This window comes from Pyxidicoccus caerfyrddinensis, assembly GCF_010894405.1.
Lineage (GTDB): Bacteria > Myxococcota > Myxococcia > Myxococcales > Myxococcaceae > Myxococcus > Myxococcus caerfyrddinensis.
The window spans coordinates 61,940-80,934 of the sequence record NZ_JAAIYA010000021.1; the positions used below are offsets into that span (position 1 = coordinate 61,940).

The following is an 18,995-nucleotide window of genomic DNA, read 5'->3' on the forward strand; positions in this document are numbered from 1 at the left end:
GTGTTTTCAAGCACTCACGCTGTCTCATGAATGTCAGACCCCTTCTGTACTGTGAACCCAATCGACAGCACCCAGGGGGAGCAATCCATGGCGGAAATCCGTGAGCTGCCGCGCGTGTCTGTGAACAAGCTGGGTGAGTACCTCACCGCGACGCCCGCGCGCCGAAAGCGCATCATCTACGACCAGAAGCACCCGCCGGAGCAGCAGTACCTCCGCTATCCCGAGGCGTCGCACGCGATTACCGACTTCCTCTGTCGCGGGCTGGACCTGTCCATCCTCCGAGACCACCAGCGCCGCTTCGCGTGCAGCGTGCCGCAGACGGAGTTCGAGGCCCAGCGCCTGCACCTGTGCTCGGAGGCGCTCGAGCGCTTCGCCGACCTGGTGCCGTGGCTGGACTTGAATGAGACCATCGTCAGCGCGGTGGGCGCCGAGCCGCCCGTGCTGGAGATGGCGGGCGTCACCATCAGCGTGCGGCCGGAGGTGGTGCTCCAGCGCATGGACAAACACGGCAACGCGCGCGTGGGGCTGATGAAGCTCTACTTCGCCAAGCACACCCCGCTCGACGAGAAATCCGGCCAGTACATCGGCACCATGCTCCAGCGCTTCGCCGAGCAGCACCTGTGCCAGCTCGGCCCGTGTGACCACCGGCTCATCCAGGTGGTGGATGTGTTCGCTGGCACCATCTTCACCGCGCCCCGTGCCCACATCCGCCGGCTGAGCGACGTGGTGCTCGCCTGCGAGGAAATCGCCGAGCGCTGGTCCGTGCACTGAGCACCGCAATCCAGTTTCAAATACATGATGCTGCCCCGCCAGGAGTTGCAGGACCTGGCGTGCGTGCGGCAGCGTCTTCTCGCATCGGTTCTCGCAGGCGGCCTGCCGGGCATCCGGGCGACTGCGCGCCAGCGGACGGCGCGCGGGGGCGGCGGTTGTCTCGGCGCACCACCTTCCTCACTGTGAGCTGACGGCGCCCTCTGGCGCGCGACAGGACGGTGACCGGTGCTCGGAGCACTGTGGGACAAGCGCGCCCTGCTCGTATCGGGCAAGGGGGGCGTGGGGAAGACCACGCTGGCGGCGGCGCTCGCGGTGGCCGCCGCGCGCGCCGGGCACTCCGTGCTGCTGGTGGAGATGGCTCCGGACGAGGGCGGCCCCTCCGCGCTCGGCACGCTGGTGGGCGCGAAGGACACGGGCTCCCAGGTGACGCAGGTGCGGCCAGGGCTGCGCTTCGTGCGGCTGGCCGCGTCGGAGGGACACCGGAACTTCCTCCAGGACACCCTGCCCCTGCGCTGGCTGGCGGACGCCGCGCTGCGCTCCCGCGCCCTGCGCCGCTTCCTGGAGGCGGGCCCGGCGCTGCGGGAGATGGGGCTGCTGTACCAGCTGCTCGCGCTGGTGCGGCGCACCCTGCCGGATGGGCGCTTCGAGTACCCGCTGTCCATCATCGACCTGCCCGCCACCGGCCATGCGCTGGCGATTGCCTCGCTGCCGCGCACGGTGCTGGCGCTGATGCCGGGCGGGCCCATCGGCCGCTCCGTGCGCGAGGGGCTCGACTTCCTCCAGGACCCGGCCCGCACCGCCGTCCTCCTCGCGAGCCTCCCGGAGCCGCTGCCCGTGAGCGAGGCCCTCACCCTGGCCTCGGAGCTGGAGCAGCTGGGGTTGCCGCTGGCCGCCGCCGTCCTCAACCGCATGCCCGAGGACCCCTTCACACCCGAGTCGCACGCCGCGCTCCAGCGGCTGCTGGCGGCGCATGGGCCGCACCAGGGGACGCGTGCGCTCGGGCGGCTGGAGCGCGCACGGACCGCTCATGCCCGGCTGGCCGCGGGACTGCGCGTGCCGCTGCTCACCCTGCCGGAGCTGCCTACCAGCGGCGCGGAGTTGGTGGAGCGCCTCGCGGACGTCTTCACTTCGCCGACCGCCGGAGACGTGGCGCGGGAGGCAACACCATGAGAGCAACGGACCAGCGCCACGGCTCCTCCCGGAATGGCACACCGGGCCGCGCCGTGCGCCAGCGCCCGGGCGCTGGCGCGTTCGCGCGGGAGTCCACTCCATGAGCGCCCTCACCATGCACCGGCTGCTCCGCGACAAGCGCGTGCTGGTGCTGTGCGGCGCGGGAGGCGTGGGGAAGACCACCACCGCCGCGGCCCTCGGCGTCGCCGCCGCGCGCGCCGGGCGCCGCGTGCTGGTGCTCACCATCGACCCCGCGCGCCGCCTCGCCGAGGCCATGGGCCTGCCGGAGAATGGCCCCGAGCCCACCACCGTCCCCACCGAGCGCCTCTTCGCGGACGGCGCTCCCGGGCCGGGCCGGCTGGACGTGTGGATGCTGGAGCCGGGCGTCGTCTTCGAGCGGATGATTCACCGCCTCGCGCCCTCGCCCGAAGCGGCGCGCGCCATCCTCGAGCACCGCATCTACCGCTTCCTCTCCGAGCTGGTCGCCGGCGTGCAGGAATACGCCGCCACCGAGGCGCTCGACGGCTTCCTCCACGATGACCGCTACGAGCTCATCGTCCTCGACACGCCCCCGAGCCGGCACGCGCTGGACTTCCTCGACGCCCCCGGGCGCCTGTCGCGCTTCCTCGACGAGCGCATCGTCTCCCTCTTCGGCCCGGAGGAACCGGCGCGGGGTGCGCGGCTGTGGAAGGGCGCGCAGGTGCTGGTGGGCCGCGTGCTGGATGGCGTGTTCGGCGCGGGCTTCACGCGGGAGATGCGCGGCTTCGTCGGCGCCTTCGGTGGACTGCTCGGCGGCATCCGCCTGCACACGGAGCGGCTGCGCGCCCGGCTGGCCTCTCCGGAGGCGGCCTTCCTGCTCGTGACGTCCCCCGAGTCCAACGCGCTGCGTGAGGCCGCCTTCTTCCGCGACACACTCGTGGAGCGCGGCCTGCCCTTCGCCGGCTACGTGCTCAACCGCAGCTGGGCGCGGGATGACGCACTCGCGCATCCGGAGGCCCTGCTGGAATACGTGGGCGAAGACACCCACGCGGAGCACGGCGTGGCCGCGCTGTCCCGCCTCGCCGCCACGGAGCACGCGCGCGCCGAGTCCCACCGCGCCCTGCTCGCCCGTCTCACCGAGCAGCTTCCCACCGGCGCCATCGCCGTTGCCGCGCCGGATGCAGGTGCGGAGCTGGAAGAGTTCAGCGGGCTCGTACGATTGGGCGATGCGCTGGCGGTGGGATGACGCCCTCCTTTCCGCGCTCGTCTCAAGTGTCTACGCTCTGTATTGCCGGTCGAATCGGCGACCGGTTTTCCCCCCTCACAGGAGCCGCACGATGAAGACCACCAAGGTGAAGTCCATCAAGGAGCTGTTCGTGAAGGACCTGGCTCGCGTTCGCGGTGGCGAGGGCACGACGCCCACCACCTCGACCAACCCCGAGGCGCAGACGTGTAGCGCCCCGCCCACCACGCAGGCCTGCTGCGAAGAGGCCCACGACAACTGCTGCTGAGCCCCGGCTCTCGCGGTGGCTGAACCAGCGCGTGTCCTCGCTCGAGGGCACGCGCTTTTTCGTGTCTCACCCATACACGGTGTCTCACCGCGCCCGTGCGGGTGGAGTGAAACGACCGGAAAAATCGGCTTGAAACGTATCTGTTTCAAGCCGCCGATGACTGCAACACGCGGTCGGCCGGCACCCACCACCCGACGAGGGGAGCACACCATGAAGACCACCAAGACGAAGACCATCAAGGAGCTGTTCGTGAAGGACCTGGCCCGCGTTCGTGGCGGCGAGGGCTCCACCGAGACGTGTGAGCCCCAGAAGCCGATGCCTCCGAACACCACCCTCGCGTGCTGCGAGGAGGCCGACGACGGCTGCTGCGTGGTGGACTGATTCCGGCCACGCACGGGGCGGGCCGGGCCGTCTTCGCCTTCGGGGGAAAGCGCTGACGAGACAGGGGTGTCTTCACCCGTCCAGCCAGGCGTGAACGAGGCGCGTGCTTCCCAGCCGGGGAGCACGCGCTTCGTCTTTTTGAGCGCAGTGCCACGCGCCAGTGTCGGCCACGCGGCACGCCCGGTGTCCGCTCGCGAGCGACTGGCACCTCCCCCCGCCCGGGACAGGACAGTGCCTCCGGGGTTGGAGGCCGGGCCCCTTGGTCAAATCCGGGGACGTCTCCACCCTTCGCGCCCCAACCCGACGTCGCCGGAGGCAATCGCATGGCCCAGAGAACCCTGGACAACGGCAAGGACGACAACCGCGCGCAGCGCTCTCCACCGCCGGAGTCCGGCACGCCGCGGAGCGCCGACGTGGCCCCGCCCGGCTCGCGCGAGCGCGGTGAGTCCGACCTCACCGGGTGGAATCCCGCCCGCGACGAGCAGCCCGCCGCGCGCCAGGGCCGCTTCCACCGCGCCGCGTCGCTGCGCATGGCCCAGACCCGCACCAACGTGGACGACAGCGGCACCGACCTCCGGCGCATGGAGGACCGCGACGCCGGCTGGGAGGGCACCGAATACGGCACCGGCCCCTACGGCCGCGACAACCGCGACGGCCGCAGCGCCACCGGCCGCGGCGACCGGCGCGACATGGGCATGCTGGAGAATGAACTGCCTCCGCAGCGCGCGGACTACCGTCCGTGGAACCGCTACGGCTACGGCGCCGAGGAGCCCCATGAGGCGCAGGGCCCCCGCGCGGAGCCGTACCGCGACGAGCGCTCGCGCTACCACGAGGGCGGCCCGCGCGGCGGGGAGCGCTACCGCGAGGAGCGCCATCGCATGGAGGACCGCCTCCGCGAGGACCGCGGCCGGGCCTACCCGCCCGGCCCCACCGTCCGTGCGGAGACGGGCACCGGGCGCCAACGCTGGCAGCGCGAGCCGCTCACCGCGCGCGAGGTGATGACGCGCGGCGTGCGCACCGCGCGGCTCGACAGCCCCGCGCGCGACGTCGCTCAAATCATGAAGGACGAGGACTGCGGCGTCGTCCCCGTGGTCGACGCGCATGGCGCGCTGGTGGGCATCGTCACCGACAGGGACCTGGTGGTGCGCGGCTTCACCGGCGGCAAGTCACCGGACCAGCTCCGCGTCTCGGACGTGATGACGGACGACGTGGAGGCCGTCACGCCCGGCGACAACATCCACGCCGTCATCGCCCTGATGGGCCGCAAGCAGATTCGCCGCATCCCCGTGGTGGAGCGAGACGACCGCGTCGTCGGCATCATCTCCATGGGCGACATCGCCAACCGCGCCGACTACGACGAGGAATTGCAGGAGGCGCTGGACCGCGTCTCGTCCAAGCGCTCCTTCTGGAACCGGCTCGGCTAGCGCGCGCACACGCGGTGGGAAGGGGCCCTCGAAGGCCCCTCTCCGTCCCGCGCGAAACTCACCGCACGCCGCTGACGATGACGGCGTCGGCCGTCTCGGACACCGTGAACTTCTTGAGGGGCGGGTTCGGCAGGCGGGTCCCGTTCGGCTCGAGGTGGCCGCGAACCATCTCCCCCTGCCGGCTGAAAGCCGAGTCATGGCAGGGGCAGACGAGGTCAGCCCCGGCCGCGTTGAACTCCACCTCGCATTGCTGGTGCGTGCAGGTGGAGTCCACCGCCGACAGCGTCCCGTCCTCCAGCCGGAAGACGAAGATGCGCAGGCCGTAGCCGGAGGGCACTCCCGTTACCGAGCTACCGTTGTTACGCAGGTCTGGGAACTGGCTGAACGGCAGCGTCAGCTGTCCATTCACCACCGACGGGAAGCTGGTGTCACCGCCCAGCACGTTGACGCTCACCACGCGGGTGCCCGGGTTGTAGGTCGTCTTGAACGAGCGCAGGGGTGTCGTGGCCGGCCGCTGGAGCACCGAGCCGTCCCGGGGGTTGAACTTCGACAGGTGGCACGGACACACCACGTCCTTGCCGTCGAAGCCGAGCGGGCAGCCCACGTGCGTGCAGATGGACGACACCGTGGAGAAGTCGTCGGACCCGCCGTCGTTCTTCGTGTGCGCCAGGAGCAGCGGTGTCGGCTGTCCCGGCACGCGCAGCGTGAGCGCGCCGCCCACCGGCTCCAGGTCCGGGTAGCGCGTCACCAGCAGGTCCACCGTGCCGGCGGCGCTCGCCGTCACGTCCGTCACCGGCGCGGGGTTGATGTCCGGCGCGCACCCCGGCAACGCGACGGACGCCGCGCCCGCCGCACCCGTGCCCAGCACTCCCTTGAGAAACCCTCGACGCGACGTGCTCACTTACCCTCCACCACGAAAACCAGCTTCGGCTCCAGGATCAGCTTGTCGTCCACCTTCACCATCAGCAGCGACGGACGCTCGATTTTGTACGACTCCAGGCTGATGTCGAAGGCGCCCTCGGCGGTGGCCTCCTTGTCGGAGGTGAACGTCACCTTCATCGGCACGCTCACGTCCTGGGTCACGCCGTGGAAGGTGAGCTGGCCCTTGAGGGTCACCGGCACCGTGGCCGGGAAGCTCGTGGGCGCCGTCACGCCGCTGGCCTTGCCCTTGAACTCGATGAGGGGGAACTTCGCCGCCTCCGTCACCTCCTGCATGTGCGCGTCGCGGTTGGAGTTCTCCGAGTCGAAGTCCTTCACGTTGGCGCGCACCTGCACCTGCAGCGTCCCGTCCGGCTTGAGGACGGCCATGCCGACGCTGGGCTTCGCCTTGCCCACCACCTCGTGCAGCTTGTGAATCAGCTTGTAGGAGAGCGAGCTGGCGTCCTTCTTCACCGAGTACATCTTCGCCGGGACCTGCGCGGCGGCGGGCAGCGCGAGCAGCAGGGTGGCAAGCAGGGCAAGTCGTCGAGCAATCACGTCAACCTCCAGGAACCTTCGATTCAGGGCCTTGCGAAGCCGAACGGCGGCGGCGCGAAAAGATTCAGAAGAACAGGGTGACGACACCCGCCGACACCGCACCCAGCGTCGTGTAGCCGACCACCTGGTGTGCCATGGCGTAGTCCCGCTCGGACAGCCGGCCGTAGTGGTGCGTGGACATGATGCCCAGCACCACCTGGGCAATCATCCCCACGGTGGCCACGGACATCAGCAGCTTGTGGATGGTGATGGTGTCCCACTGGAACTTCTTCTCGTAGGGCTCGGGCGCCAGCAAGCCCAGCAGGCCCACGGAGGCGAAGAGCGCCGAGGTGCCGATGGCCAGGCCCCGGTGCAGCCCCAGCAGGTTGCGGTCATCCCCGCCGCCCCGGAACGAGTCGTTGAACTGGAGCTGCCCCACCACCGTGGTGGTGAGCAGGCTCGCCGTCAGCGCGAAGCCCAGCCCCTGGTGCAGCTTGAGCATGGTGCGGCGCCGGCTGATTTTCCTCTCCAGCTCCGGGTCCACCTTCGCGGCCGAGGCCGACTCCTCGCCCCCCAGCAGGTCGAAGTCCATCGACGAGGAGTCCCCCGCGGACGGCGGCGTGGACTGCGGCTCCTGCGGCTGCCTGGGCGCGTCCTGCGCGGGCTGGGCGGGCTTCGGCTCGGCCTCCATGGGCGTGGGCGCGGCCTGCTCCTCGTCCGAAGCAGAGGGCGCAGGCGTGGGAGCCGGCGCGGCCTTCGTGCGCTTCGCGGGCTTCTTCTTGGAGTATTGCGTCTTCTTCGTGGGCGCGGTGCTCCGCTGGGCCCAGGCGGTGGAGGAGGACGACAGGGACAGGATGACGGCGAAGACGATGAGGCGGGTCATCAGTTGTTTCCGTGTGAGCGCGAGGCAGGCATCCGGGTTCGAGGCGGGCAGGTCATCCCCATCCCTCACCGTCCCGCAGGCTACCGCGTCCCTGCGGGGCAGGGGGGTGTCGGAAACGGAACGCAATGGACGGGGCCGCCGGAGGGGCGGCTTCGTGGGACCGGCGCATGACCTTCCTGCCAGTGAAGCCCGGCTTGACTGCTCCGGGACGGCGTCGAGCGACGGTAGCGCTCCGCCGCGCGGGACGGAAGCCGCATGCGAGTCACGAACATCTGTCGCACAGCGGGCCCGCGCGCCCGCACCCCACCTCCGTGGTCTGTTCACTGGCGGCCGAGGACTGACGTGCGCAGGACAGTCGTCGCGTCCGGGGCCGGCAATTCGGCTCCGGATGCGTTTTGGTTGTCCCCGTCCACGCGCCCCATGCGCGGTGGGCACCGGATATGGAGAAGCGCTGGCAGGGCACGCTGCTGGAGTTCCCGACCCACGAGCGCCGCGCTCGCGCCCGGGCGGAGCTGGCCACCACGCGCATGCAGGGCCTCCAGGCCCTCACGCTCGCGCTCTCCGGCGCGCTCACTTCGGACGACGTGGCGCGCGCAGTGGTGGAGGAGGCCGTGCGCGCGCTGCCCGCGGACGCCGGCATCCTCTTCCTGCTGGACGCGGCGGGCACCACGCTGGAGCTCGCGCACACCGTGCGGTACGAGCGCGCCGTGCTGCCCGCCCTGGCCCGCGTGCCGCTGACGGCGCGCATGCCGGTGACCGAGGCGGCGCGCACCGGCGCTCCCGTCTGGCAGGCAGGCCCGTCCCTGTCGGCGGCGGAGTCCCCCGAGATGGCGGCCCTCGTCCGCACCGTCTACGCCGGGGACTACTCCTCCGCGTCCCTGCCGCTGTTGGCGCGAGGGCGCGTGGTGGGCGTGCTCGCGCTCACCTGGCTGGAGTCGCGCGGCTTCGACGCCGAGGAGCGCGCCTTCATGGACATGCTGGCGCAGCAGGCCGCCATGGCGCTGGAGCGGGCCCGGCTGCTCGCCGCCGAGCGCCGCCAGGCCGAGCGCGCCGGACTGCTCCAGCACGCCACCGCCACGCTGGCCACCTCGCTGGACACGGGGCAGAGCCTGCGCGGTGTGGCCCTGGCGCTGGTGCCCGCACTGGGCGACTTCTGCATCATCGACGTGCGCGGGCCGGACCAGGAGGTGCGCCGCACCTTCCACGCGGTGACTCCCGAGTCCGCCGCGCTGCTCGCCGCCAGCCGCTGGCAGCCGTCCGCGCCCGCGGCGCCTTCCATCTGGGCGCTCGACTCCGGGCAGCCCACGTTCTTCCCGCACGTGGACGCCACGTGGGGAGAGGGTGCCGACTCGCAGCACGCGCTGCCGCGGGCGCTGGCGCCGTGCTCGTGGCTCTCCGTGCCGCTGGCGACGCCGGAGGGCGTGCTGGGCTCGCTGACGCTGGGCCACTCGCTGTCCGGCCGCCACCACACGGAGGAGGACCTGGCGCTGGCCCTGGAGCTGGCCCGGCGCGCCACCGCGGCGGTGCAGAACGCGCACCTCTTCCACCAGACGCAGCAGGCCTTGCAGCTGCGCGACGACTTCCTCGCCATCGCCAGCCACGAGCTGAACACGCCGCTGACGTCCCTCAAGCTCCAGCTCGCGCGCCTGCAGCGGGGCCCACGGGACGAGGACGTGCGCACGCGCGCCTCGGCCGCGGTGCAGCAGGTGGACCGGCTGGGCCGGCTGGTGCGCGAGCTGCTGGAGGTGTCCCGCCTGTCCGAGGGCCGCCTGCACCTGGACCCCGAGCCGGTGGACCTGGTGGAGCTGTGCCGCGAGGTGCTGGGCCGCTTCGACCACGAGATGGTGCGCGCGGGCACCGCCGTCCACCTGCACGCCCCCGCGGCCCTGCCCGGCCGGTGGGACCGCGCGCGCGTGGACGGCGTGGTGACGCACCTGGTGTCCAACGCGCTGAAGTACGGCCAGGGCCAGCCGGTGGAGCTGGAGGTGACGGCCGCGCCGGAGGACTTCGCGCGGCTGGTGGTGAGGGACCGTGGCATCGGGATTCCTCCCGAGCAGCAGGCCCACCTCTTCCAGCGCTTCGGTCGCGCGGTGCCGCTGCGCCACTACGGCGGCTTCGGGCTGGGGCTGTGGTTCTCCCGGCAGGTGGTGGAGGCCCACGGCGGGCGCATCCACCTGGAGAGCGCGCCCGGCGTGGGCACCACCGTCACCGTGGAGCTGCCCCGCGAGCCGGCGCCGACGTGACGTGTCTCACGCCGTCCGGTGCGGACGGTGGGGAGTCGGAGGAGCCTACGCGGGGGTGGTGTCAGGCACCTGCGAGCGGGGCCCGGTGTTCTGCGACAGCTCCTGGCCGAGCGCATACGGGTCGAAGTACGCGTAGAACCGGCGGATGCGGTCCCCGTCCCACTCGATGATGGACACGCCCTCGTACGAAACGGCCGAGCCGTTGTGCGCGGTGCCCTGCGTTTCCCACTCGAGGGCCACGCGGTCCCCCGCCTCAATCATGTTCCGGAAGGTGGACCTCACCTGGGCCAACGTGCCCTTGTATTCCTTCCAGAACCGCCGGGCTCCGTCCGGCCCGGAGAAGACCCGGGCAGAGGCCGCGTTGCTCACCTGTGCGTCGTCGCTGAAGAGGGAGACGAGGCCATCCACGTCGCCGTGCTCCTCCAGCTTCAACAGCGCGTCCACGAACCGCTGCGCTCGCTCCATCGCCATGCGCTTCCTCGCTCGTCGTGAAAGGGGCTACCCGGGGTAAGGGTGCACATGCGGGTCAGGCCCTGCCCCTTCCCGGGCCTGCTCCCCTACCCCCCGGCCGACGGCAGCGAGCACCAGCCGCGCGCCCTGGCGGTAGACTGTCCACCCGCGTCCCCGCCCACCATGGCCTCCTCCCGAACCCGCTCCGCCTCGCTGGCCGCCGCCTCCTCCTCCTCGTCGGAAGAGGCCTCGCTGGCGCCCTGGGCTCCTGCGCAGTCCCTGTCCGACTTGAAGGAGGCGATGGGCTCGCCCGGCGTCATCCAGGCCGAGGTGGATGCGCTCCTCGCGGCGATTGCCCGGCCGCCCGCCCCCGACGAGACGCCGCGCGCACGGGCCGACCTGCTGCTGGCGCTGATGGACCTGCCCGAGGAGGCGCGGGACAGGACGGGGAGCAACGGGAAGACGGTGCGCGTCGCGGCGCTGGAGGCCCTGCTGGAGCTGGGCTACCCGTACGCGCTGGAGGTGCACCCGGAGGTGCTGGAGGCCGTGCGGCAGCAGACCGGAGGGCGCAAGCGGGACGCGCGGGAGGGCGGCTCGACGGTGGGCGTCATCCTCACGCTGCTGGCCCTGGTCGTACAGGTCTTCCTGGCGATGTTGCTCTCCTCGTCGAGCATCTACAGCAGCTCGAGCTTGGAGATGTTCCAGCTGGTTCGGCTGGGCCTGGTGGTCGGCCCGCCGCTGCTGGCCCTCTTCGGGCAGATGGCGGAGTCGAAGGGCCTGCGCTCCCTGGGGGCCCGGGGCATGACGCTCCAGGGGCTGGCGTGGCTGGCCTTCAGCGGGCTCGAGTCCCTGCGGTCATCTTCCGGCGGACTGCTGCTCCTGCTGATGATTCCCTGGTACCTGCCCCTGCTGGCCGCGTACCAGATGCGCGCGAAGTCCGAGCCCGGGGACGAGGCTCCCGCCCTCGCGACGACGACGCCTCCGCCTCCGACGGAGCCGTCATGAGCCGCCGCACCGGCCTGCGCACCCGGGCCGCCACGCGCGAGGACTGCGCGGCCATCGCGAACATCTACAACGCCGGCATCGCCGAGCGCCGCTCCACCTTCGAGACCCGGCCGCGCACGCCCGAGGACATCTCTGGCTGGCTGGGAGGACGCCACCCCGTCATCGTGGTGGAGGACGAGGGCCGCGTCGTCGCCTTCGCCTCCAGCGGCGCGTACAGCCCGCGCGAGTGCTACGCGGGCATCGCCGACTTCAGCGTCTACGTCGCCCCGGAGGCGCGGGGCTTGGGGGCCGGACGGCTCGCCATGGAGGCGCTGCTGGAGGCCGTCGAGGCCGCCGGCTTCCACAAGCTCACCTCGCGCGTCTTCGCCACCAACACGCGCAGCCGCGCCCTGCTCGCGAGCCTCGGCTTCCGCGAGGTGGGCATGCATGAGAAGCACGCCCCCATGGAGGGCGTGTGGCAGGACATCGTCGTGGTGGAGAAGCTGCTGCCCGCGAACGTCCGCTGAGGGTGCGTGCTACCGGGGCTTGCGCTGCTCGCGGGCCAGCGTCTGCGTCCACTCCTCGCGGGTCCAGTCCTGCTTCCCGTAGGCCGCGCGCTGCTTCTCGGTGAGGGCATCCCAGGACGTCCCGGCCTCCAGCTCGCGCGGGAGGTCGAAGAGGCCACGGTGGTCCTTGTCGAAGGACTCGCGCACCCGGTCGGCCGCCAGGGCCTTCATGTTGAAGCCCGTCTCGCCCTCCAGCTTCTTGTCGCCGGCCTCGAGCTCCGCGATGACACCGCCGCCGAGCTCCGCCTTCTTCTCGTTGAGCGTCACGTACACACTGGCGGCCTTGCCCGCGCCCAGCTCCACCTTCTTCGTCCCCTCCGAGTCCACGCTGAGCTTCAGCAGGCCCAGGTCCAGCGTCGTCTCCGCGTTCTTCTCTCCGGAGCGGCTCTGCGTCAGCTCGACCTCCAGGGGTCCGCCGCTCAGCACCACCCCGGCCTCCTCCTTCATGCCGACCTTGCCCCGGGTGTCGACCTGCACTTCGTCGCTCAGCTTGACGCCGTGGGACGTGAGCGAGCCCTTGCCATGGAGCTGGATGCTGCCTCCGGGCCGCTCGTCGGTCAGCTCGCGCATCCGGGCGTTGACCGTCTGGTACGCGCGGTTCACCGAGTCCGGCGGCCCGAGCGCGCGCCGCCACTGCGCCGCGTACGCCTCTCCCGCCGGGTCCTTCCGGCCGATGCCGAGGACGTTGTCCTTGAGCTGCGCCTGCTGGGGCGGCCCGAGCGCCCGCAGCGCCCGGAGACTCTTCGCTCCGTTGACGGCGTCCACATAGCGGCCGAGGTACTCGGTGTGGGCCCGGTAGAAGGCGGAGCCCACGTCCATGGCGTGCTCGTTCACCGCGCCGCGCATGGACTCCGGCAGCTTCGCGTCGTTGCGGAAGAAGTCCGGCTCGGCCGGGTAGCCCAGCGGACCCGCGGGCGCCGTGCCCTTGCGGCGCTCGAGCATGCCCTTGGACTCGGCCTGCTCCAGGAAGGCCGTCCGTGTGGCCGGGTCCTGCGCCTTCACGTACTCGCCCAGCAGACCGTCGCGCTCCATCCGCTCCAGTGCCGCGCGGTAGGCCCCCGGCTGCAGCGTCCCCAGCGCCGTGTGCACCGCCTTCACGTCGCACCCACTGACGCGCCAGTCGACGAGGTTGCGCGTCAGGTGCGAGCGGACGTCCGAGTACATATTGGCCGGCACCTCGGCGGAGGACGAGGACGCGGGCGGAGGCCCCAGCCTGCCGCCCCGTAGCGTGAGCTCTCCCGCGGAGATGGCCGGGCCGGAAGAGGCCGGTGCCGGCTGCGAGGCCGGGCCCCGGGGTGCGCGGGCGGAGGGCCCGTCATAGGCGCGCACCTCGTTGCGAGCGGCGGGGGTCGGCGTGTCCTTCGAGCGTGACGGGGCCGGCGAAGGGCCGGGCTCCGTGGGAGTGTCGATGGGGACGGGGGTGCTGCTGGACGGGTCGATACGGGACATGGGCGCGCTCCTGTGGGGAACGACCTGCCCATTGCAGCGGGCGCACCAGTCCCAGGTGCCTGAGATCAGGCCCGAGGTGCGGCGGGGCATCGCATTCGCGGGATGCCTCCGTCTCCCGCGCGAGACCCGGGCGAAACACGACGAGGACCGCGGCCCTACCGGCCCACGGTCCTCGCGTCACTGCCGCGTCATGTCGGGGGAGCGGCTCAGAACACGTTCTGCGCGCGGTGGTAGTAGGCCTCGCGGCTGGCCATGCCGTTGTAGCCGCCGTTGATGCGGCGGGTGACCTCGCGGAAGTTGCCCTGGTCCGCGTAGCTGTTGAGGTTGCGCGACTGCCAGTACCAACCGGCGATGCGGAAGGCGACGTCCGGGTCCTTGGCGCGCTCGGGGTGGCCTTCCAGGTCGATGCCCAGCGCCTTGCCTGCGGCGCGGTAGTTGGCGCGGCCGGTGAGCTGGATGGGGCCGCGGCCCTTGTAGCGCTTGCCGTCGCCCGGCTGCGTGTTGCCCAGGTCCTTGCGGCCCTCGTACGCCGCGCCCGAGGCAATCTCCTCCATGTAGCGGAGCTCGCCGCTCTCGTGCGCGAGCTGCGCCAGGAACATCTCCTTGCGCTGGGGCGTGGTGATGTTCGCCTCGGCCATCGCCTGGTTCAGGTAGGGCAGGTACTGCTTGGCCTTCGCCTCCGACAGGTTCGGCATCACCCCGCGCAGCTGCGCCACCGTCACGCCGGCCGAGCCGCCCGGCGCCGGCTTCGGCCCGTTCACCCCACCCACCGGCGGCGGGTTCGACGGCTTGCCCGGCGCCGCGCCCCCGCCCGGAATCGTGAGCTTCTGGCCCACGCGGATGAGGTTCGGGTTGGAGATGTTGTTCGCCTTCTGCAGCGCGCTCACGGACGTGCCGTACCGGCCGGCGATGCCGCTCAGCGTGTCACCGGACTTCACCGTGTACGAGCCACCACCGCCGGAGGACGGCTTGCTCGGCGCGGCGGCGCCGCCGCTGCCCGGAATCGTGAGCTTCTGGCCCACGCGGATGAGGTTCGGGTTGGAGATGTTGTTCGCCTTCTGCAGCGCACCCACCGTCGTTCCGTGCCGGCCCGCGATTCCACTCAGCGTGTCGCCGGACTTCACCGTGTAGCTGGAGCCACCCGAGCCCTTGCTCGTGGCGCGGGGCGCGTCGAACCCGTCCACCACCAGCTTCTGGCCGACGAAGATCTTGTTCGGGTTGGAGATGCCGTTGGCCTTCGCCAGCTTGTCAGTCGACGTGTTGAAGCGTCGGGCCAGGGCACCGAGGGTGTCGCCGCTGCGAACGGAGTAGGTCGTCACGAGGAAGGGCTCCTGGGGGGAGGAGAGATGAACCGTGCCCACATTTTCGGCGGGGATGAGAAAGTGTTTCGTCCGGGCCGAAGTTATTTGATTCTCGAATCAGTCCGCTCTCACTGCACGGGCACGGTGGAGGCGCGGAGGCGCTCCTTGAGGGCGCGGGCCTCGTCGGTGTCCCTCACGCGGACCAGCGTCTGGACGTAGTACGCGAGCGCCCAGAGGTTCTCCTCGGGAATGGCGCCCTTCCACGTGGGCATGGCCGCGCCGCCCACGCCCGCGGCGATGACGCGGTAGAGGTCCTCGCGCTGCCGCTCGGCCGTGTAGGGGGTGCCTTCCACCGTGTCGCCCTCCTGCCAGACGGTGCGCAGCGGGTGGAAGAGGAAGTCCGGCGGCAGCAGCTTCGCCGTCTGCGTGGGCTCGCCCTGGGCGTCGACCGCTACCGGGTGCTCGGAGTCCCTGGGCTGCGCGGTGTACGGGTCCATCCGGGACAGGTCCACCTTGCGGCCCAGCGCCTTCTCCATCAGCACGGCCAGTTCCGCGCGAGGCAGGTACGCCACATGGCAGCTCGCGCAGCCCGCGTTCCCCGAGCCCGCCACGTGGTACGCGACCCTGCCGCGCTCCACGGCCTCCGACTCGCGTCCCTTCCACGGGTCCGGAGTGGGCATGAGCGGCTGCCCCGGCGCTTCGTCCTTCCAGCGCGGGCTGAAGGTCTTGAGGTACTGCACCACGGCGTCCAGGTCGGACTCGGGCACGTCCCACGCGAACATCGGAGTGCCGTGCAGCCCCCGGCGCAGCGTGCGCTTCAGCGCGTCGTCGGTGGGCAACTCTCCCGCGGCGACTCCGCCGAACTTGAAGAGGCCCTGGCGGAAGCTGCGGGGCACCGGCCGCATCCCCCGTCCCGACGGGCCCTGTCCGTCGCCCTGCTCGCCGTGACAGGACGCGCAGTAGTGCGTGTAGACCGCGTGCCCGCGCGACAACGTCTGTGCGGGCACGGTGCGTCCGTCGGCGAGCTTCAGCGGCTCGAAGGTGGGCGCGGGCTTCGAGCGACAGGCAGCCACGGTGAGCAGCAGTGCCGCGAGGCAGACGCGAGGAGCGTGAATCTTCATGGGAGGTACACCGCCAGGAAGAGGAGCAGCCACATCACCGAAACGAAGTGCCAGCCAAGCGCCTGACGCCGCACGGCGTCCCGCACGTCCGCGCCCCGCTTGAGGCGCACGGCGGAGAACAACGCGCCCGCGAGGACGGCGAGAACGTGCAGCCCATGCAGCGCCGTGAGTCCGTAGAAGGCAGAGGCGGGCACGCCGTCATCGGGGATGCGCAGGTGGTGATTCCACCAGGCGAGGTGCGTCCACGCCGCCTGCATGGCGACGAAGGCCGCGCCCAGCACCAGCGCCACCTTGAGGCTGCGCAGGACTCGCCGCGCGTCGTCGCGACGACGTGCGAGCACCGCGCTTCCCAGGATGAGCGGCAGGCCTGGCAGCGCGAGCAGCCACGTGGAGATGGGCAGCGGCGGCCACGGCTCGCGCATCCGGTACCAGCCGACCGCGAAGGTCAGCGAGACGAAGAACATCGTCCACGCCGCGAGCCCCAGCACCGTGCCGAGCCACCGCGTCGCCACATCCTCCCGCGACGCCTCTTCCTCGTGCGGCGCGCGCATGGACACCCTGGCCCTCACGCGGCACCTCCCGACGTGGACACGCGGCCCGGTTCCTCCGCGTCCACCGGGCCCGGCTCCGTCTCGGCGGCGTCCGGCATCGGCTCCGCCTGACCCATCCAGTCACGGCCCAGCTGCGCGAGCACCTCGGGTTGGGACAGCGCATGCGGCCCCCGCAGGACCTCGGGCACGGGGTCATAGTTCCACGCGGGCGGCGGGCTCGGGGCACATGTCCACTCGAGCGTCCCCACCTTCCACGGGTTCGCGCCCACGGCCCTGCCCCTCGCCAACGTCCAGACGAGGTTCACGATGAACAACACCTGCGCCGCGCCGAGCAGGAACGCGCACGCCGACGTCCACTGGTTCAGCGGCAGCAGGTGCTTCAGGTACGTGTACTGGTACGGGTCATACAGCCGCCGCAATTGGCCCGCGTAGCCCGCCGCGAGCTGCCCGCCGAACACGCCGAGGAACAGCACCGCGCTCGACAGCACGTGCGCCTTCGCGAGCCCCTCGTGCAGCGCCCGCCCGAACATCTTCGGGAACCAGAAGTAGAGGCCCGCGAAGACGGCGAGGAAGCTCGCCGCGCCCATCGTCAGGTGGAAGTGGCCCACCACCCACAGCGTCCCGTGCAGCGGCACGTCCGTGGCCACCGCGCCCAGCGACAGGCCCGTGATGCCGCCCAGGCCGAACACAATCATCGTGGACAGCGCCGCGAGCATCGGCGACGTCAGCCGCACGCTGCCCCTCCACAGCGTCATCAGCCAGTTGAGGTACATCACCTCCGCGGGCAGGGAGATGAGCAGCGTCAGCACCATGAACGTGCGCCCGAGCAGCGGCGACATCCCGCTCGTGAACAGGTGGTGCGCGTACACGAGCCCGCTCAGCGCCGTCACCGTGCCCATGGCCCCCGCCGTCAGCCGGTAGCCGTGCGCGGGCTTGCGGCTGAAGAAGGCCACGAAGTCACCCACCATCCCCCACGCGGGGAGAATCAGGATGTAGACCTCCGGGTGGCCGAACAGCCAGAAGAGGTGCTGGTACACCACCGGGTCGCCGCCTCCGCCCACCGCCGCCGCACCCGCGATGAAGAACTGCGTGCCCAGCAGCCGGTCCATGAGCAGCAGCGCCGTGGCCGCCGCCAGCACCGGCACGAACAGCACGTTCAGCACCGAGGCGAAGAACAGCCCCCACACCGTCAGCGACAGCCTGCCCCATGTCATCCCGGGCGCGCGGCACCGCACCACGGTGACGATGAAGTTGAGCCCGTAGAGGAACGCGGATGCCCCCGCGCACAGCACGGCCACCGTCACCAGCGTCTGCCCCAGGCCCGGAGTGAAGGCCGGCGTCGACAGCGGCGGATATGACGTCCACCCCGCGCTCGCCGGGCCGAGCCGCACCGCGAACGAGCCCAGCACCAGCGCTCCGCCGAGCGCGTAGAGCCAGAAGCCCACCACCGACAGCCGGGGGAACGCGAGGCCTCGCGCGCCAATGGACAGCGGCAGGACGAAGTGACCCAGCGCCCCGAAGAGCAGCGGTGTCACCGCGAAGAAAATCATGATGAGGCCGTGCATGGTGAACACGGCCGTGTATGCCGGCGGAGTCAGCGCGCCGCGCGACTCGGGGAGCGCCCACGCCAGCCCGGGCACCGGCTGTCCCGGATATGCCCACTGCCAGCGGATGAGCAGCGCGAGCAGTCCTCCGAGCAACAGGAAGCCCAACCCGCTCCACAGGTACCGCCGCGCCACGGCCTTGTGGTCCGAGGAGAAGAGGCTCATGGCGCCTTCCACTCCCAGCCCCAGTGGGCCGCGAGGTCCTCCGCGTCGTACGCCTGCGTGGCCTGCTTGCCCGCCTCGCGCAGCCAGGTGGCGTAGGACTCCGGAGACATGGCCGTGAGCACGCCGCGCATCCGGTAGTGGCTGGTGCCGCAGTGCTGGTAGCAGGCCGCCTCCCACGCACCCTCGCGAGCGGCCTGGAACCAGGTCTGGTTCACCCGGCCCGGAATCGCATCCAGCTTCACGCGGAAGTGCGGCAGCGAGAAGCCATGCACCACGTCCGTGGACACGAGCTGCACCCAGACGGGAGCACCCACCGGGACGCGCAGGTCGTTCCACGTCACCACATCATCGGGAGTGCCGAAGCGGCCGTCCGCTCCGGCGTACCGCGCTTCCCAGGACCACTGGTGCGCGTTGATTTCGATGCGCACCGTGCGCGGGTCCTCTGCGGGCACGTGGAAGTTCCACAGCACGTCGCGCAGGTAGCCCTCCGAGCCCAGCAGCAACGACCCATCCACCACAGCGAACGCACCGAGCGCCAGGCCCAGCACCCACGCTCGCGAGCGCCGCGTTCCTCCGTCGGATGCGGCCTGCTTAGCCTGGTGGAATCGCCAGACCGCCAGCACCAACCACCCGAGTGCCACCGCGATGAGCACCGCGTCGAAGCGATGGCTCGACGCGAGCAACTCGTCGATGCGGTGTCCGTGCGTGCTTGCGTCCTCGGGGAGCGAGAGCGTCAAGGCGTCGCGCGGAGTGTCCGTGGTTGAAGTGCCCGGAGCGACGGCCGGGACCAGGGCGTCGCGCGGAGCATCCGTGGTCGAAGTGCCCGGAGCGACGGCCGGGACCAGGGCGTCGCGCGGAGCATCCGTGGTCGAAGTGCCCGGAGCGACGGCCGGGACCAGGGCGTCTCGCGGAGTGTCCGTGGTTGAAGTACCCGGAGCGACGGCCGGGACGTGAGCGGGTGGGGGCGACGACGGCGGCACCGACGCG

The 18,995-nt window shown here is 71.3% G+C and carries 19 protein-coding genes; 9 read left to right on the plus strand and 10 right to left on the minus strand.

The genetic code is table 11. The annotated features are described in order from the left end of the window. The first annotated feature begins 87 nt into the window (after positions 1–87). The 6 genes from G4D86_RS37560 to G4D86_RS37585 all read left to right on the plus strand — a co-directional run bounded on the left by G4D86_RS37560 (position 88) and on the right by G4D86_RS37585 (position 5,236). Positions 88–771: a hypothetical protein gene (locus G4D86_RS37560; protein WP_163999101.1), complete on the plus strand. Its 684-nt coding sequence runs from the start codon at positions 88–90 to the stop codon at positions 769–771. A 225-nt stretch (positions 772–996) separates the two neighbouring features. Next, positions 997–1,941 carry an ArsA-related P-loop ATPase gene (locus tag G4D86_RS37565; RefSeq protein ID WP_163999102.1) on the plus strand — a complete coding sequence of 315 codons (945 nt, stop codon included), beginning with the start codon at positions 997–999 and terminating at the stop codon, positions 1,939–1,941. Positions 1,942–2,041: 100 nt separating this feature from the next. After that, complete coding sequence (locus G4D86_RS37570; RefSeq protein WP_163999103.1) at positions 2,042–3,166, plus strand: ArsA family ATPase; 1,125 nt, start codon at positions 2,042–2,044, stop codon at positions 3,164–3,166. A gap of 91 nt (positions 3,167–3,257) precedes the next feature. After that, positions 3,258–3,431: a hypothetical protein gene (locus G4D86_RS37575; protein ID WP_163999104.1), complete on the plus strand. Its 174-nt coding sequence runs from the start codon at positions 3,258–3,260 to the stop codon at positions 3,429–3,431. 210 nt (positions 3,432–3,641) lie between these two features. Further along, a complete protein-coding gene (locus G4D86_RS37580) occupies positions 3,642–3,812 on the plus strand; it encodes a hypothetical protein (RefSeq protein ID WP_163999105.1) in 171 nt (56 codons plus the stop codon). Positions 3,813–4,135: 323 nt separating this feature from the next. Continuing rightward, positions 4,136–5,236 (plus strand): CBS domain-containing protein, encoded by a 1,101-nt coding sequence (locus tag G4D86_RS37585; RefSeq protein WP_163999106.1) that lies wholly within the window; start codon positions 4,136–4,138, stop codon positions 5,234–5,236. A gap of 58 nt (positions 5,237–5,294) precedes the next feature. On the opposite strand, the gene G4D86_RS37590 is transcribed toward G4D86_RS37585, so the two are convergent. The 3 genes from G4D86_RS37590 to G4D86_RS37600 all read right to left on the minus strand — a co-directional run bounded on the left by G4D86_RS37590 (position 5,295) and on the right by G4D86_RS37600 (position 7,574). Continuing rightward, positions 5,295–6,137 carry a QcrA and Rieske domain-containing protein gene (locus G4D86_RS37590; protein ID WP_163999107.1) on the minus strand — a complete coding sequence of 281 codons (843 nt, stop codon included), beginning with the start codon at positions 6,135–6,137 and terminating at the stop codon, positions 5,295–5,297. After that, entirely contained in the window at positions 6,134–6,712 is a 579-nt protein-coding gene (locus G4D86_RS37595; RefSeq protein ID WP_163999108.1) for a YceI family protein, read from the minus strand. Before G4D86_RS37595 ends, G4D86_RS37590 begins: the two co-directional genes overlap by 4 nt. Positions 6,713–6,776: 64 nt before the next feature. Beyond that, entirely contained in the window at positions 6,777–7,574 is a 798-nt protein-coding gene (locus G4D86_RS37600) for a hypothetical protein (RefSeq protein ID WP_163999109.1), read from the minus strand. Between the two features lie 440 nt (positions 7,575–8,014). Between G4D86_RS37600 and G4D86_RS37605 the strand changes: the two genes are divergently transcribed. After that, the gene (locus G4D86_RS37605) at positions 8,015–9,817 is read left to right on the plus strand and encodes a sensor histidine kinase (RefSeq protein ID WP_163999110.1); all 1,803 of its coding nucleotides are present in this window, start codon (positions 8,015–8,017) and stop codon (positions 9,815–9,817) included. A gap of 45 nt (positions 9,818–9,862) precedes the next feature. On the opposite strand, the gene G4D86_RS37610 is transcribed toward G4D86_RS37605, so the two are convergent. After that, on the minus strand, positions 9,863–10,288 hold the full coding sequence (locus G4D86_RS37610; protein WP_163999111.1) for a nuclear transport factor 2 family protein: 426 nt from the start codon (positions 10,286–10,288) through the stop codon (positions 9,863–9,865). Positions 10,289–10,450: 162 nt separating this feature from the next. Here G4D86_RS37610 and G4D86_RS37615 point away from each other — a divergent pair, with 162 nt between their 5' ends. Next, the gene (locus G4D86_RS37615; protein ID WP_163999112.1) at positions 10,451–11,272 is read left to right on the plus strand and encodes a hypothetical protein; all 822 of its coding nucleotides are present in this window, start codon (positions 10,451–10,453) and stop codon (positions 11,270–11,272) included. After that, positions 11,269–11,778, plus strand: a complete 510-nt coding sequence (locus G4D86_RS37620) for an arsinothricin resistance N-acetyltransferase ArsN1 family A (RefSeq protein ID WP_163999113.1) — start codon at positions 11,269–11,271, stop codon at positions 11,776–11,778. The genes G4D86_RS37615 and G4D86_RS37620 overlap by 4 nt, the downstream gene beginning before the upstream one ends. A gap of 9 nt (positions 11,779–11,787) precedes the next feature. Here G4D86_RS37620 and G4D86_RS37625 read toward each other — a convergent pair whose 3' ends face one another. From G4D86_RS37625 to G4D86_RS37650, 6 genes are all read right to left on the minus strand, one after another. After that, a complete protein-coding gene (locus G4D86_RS37625; protein ID WP_240360685.1) occupies positions 11,788–13,266 on the minus strand; it encodes a hypothetical protein in 1,479 nt (492 codons plus the stop codon). Between the two features lie 206 nt (positions 13,267–13,472). After that, positions 13,473–14,585, minus strand: a complete 1,113-nt coding sequence (locus G4D86_RS37630) for a LysM peptidoglycan-binding domain-containing protein (RefSeq protein WP_163999114.1) — start codon at positions 14,583–14,585, stop codon at positions 13,473–13,475. A 110-nt stretch (positions 14,586–14,695) separates the two neighbouring features. Then, positions 14,696–15,688, minus strand: a complete 993-nt coding sequence (locus G4D86_RS37635) for a c-type cytochrome (protein WP_163999115.1) — start codon at positions 15,686–15,688, stop codon at positions 14,696–14,698. Further along, positions 15,685–16,257 (minus strand): cytochrome c oxidase subunit 3, encoded by a 573-nt coding sequence (locus G4D86_RS37640; protein WP_163999116.1) that lies wholly within the window; start codon positions 16,255–16,257, stop codon positions 15,685–15,687. The genes G4D86_RS37635 and G4D86_RS37640 overlap by 4 nt, the downstream gene beginning before the upstream one ends. Further along, entirely contained in the window at positions 16,254–18,008 is a 1,755-nt protein-coding gene (locus G4D86_RS37645) for a cytochrome c oxidase subunit I (RefSeq protein WP_163999117.1), read from the minus strand. The genes G4D86_RS37640 and G4D86_RS37645 overlap by 4 nt, the downstream gene beginning before the upstream one ends. Then, on the minus strand, positions 18,005–18,745 hold the full coding sequence (locus G4D86_RS37650; protein ID WP_240360686.1) for a cytochrome c oxidase subunit II: 741 nt from the start codon (positions 18,743–18,745) through the stop codon (positions 18,005–18,007). Before G4D86_RS37650 ends, G4D86_RS37645 begins: the two co-directional genes overlap by 4 nt. Between the last annotated feature and the right edge of the window lie 250 nt (positions 18,746–18,995).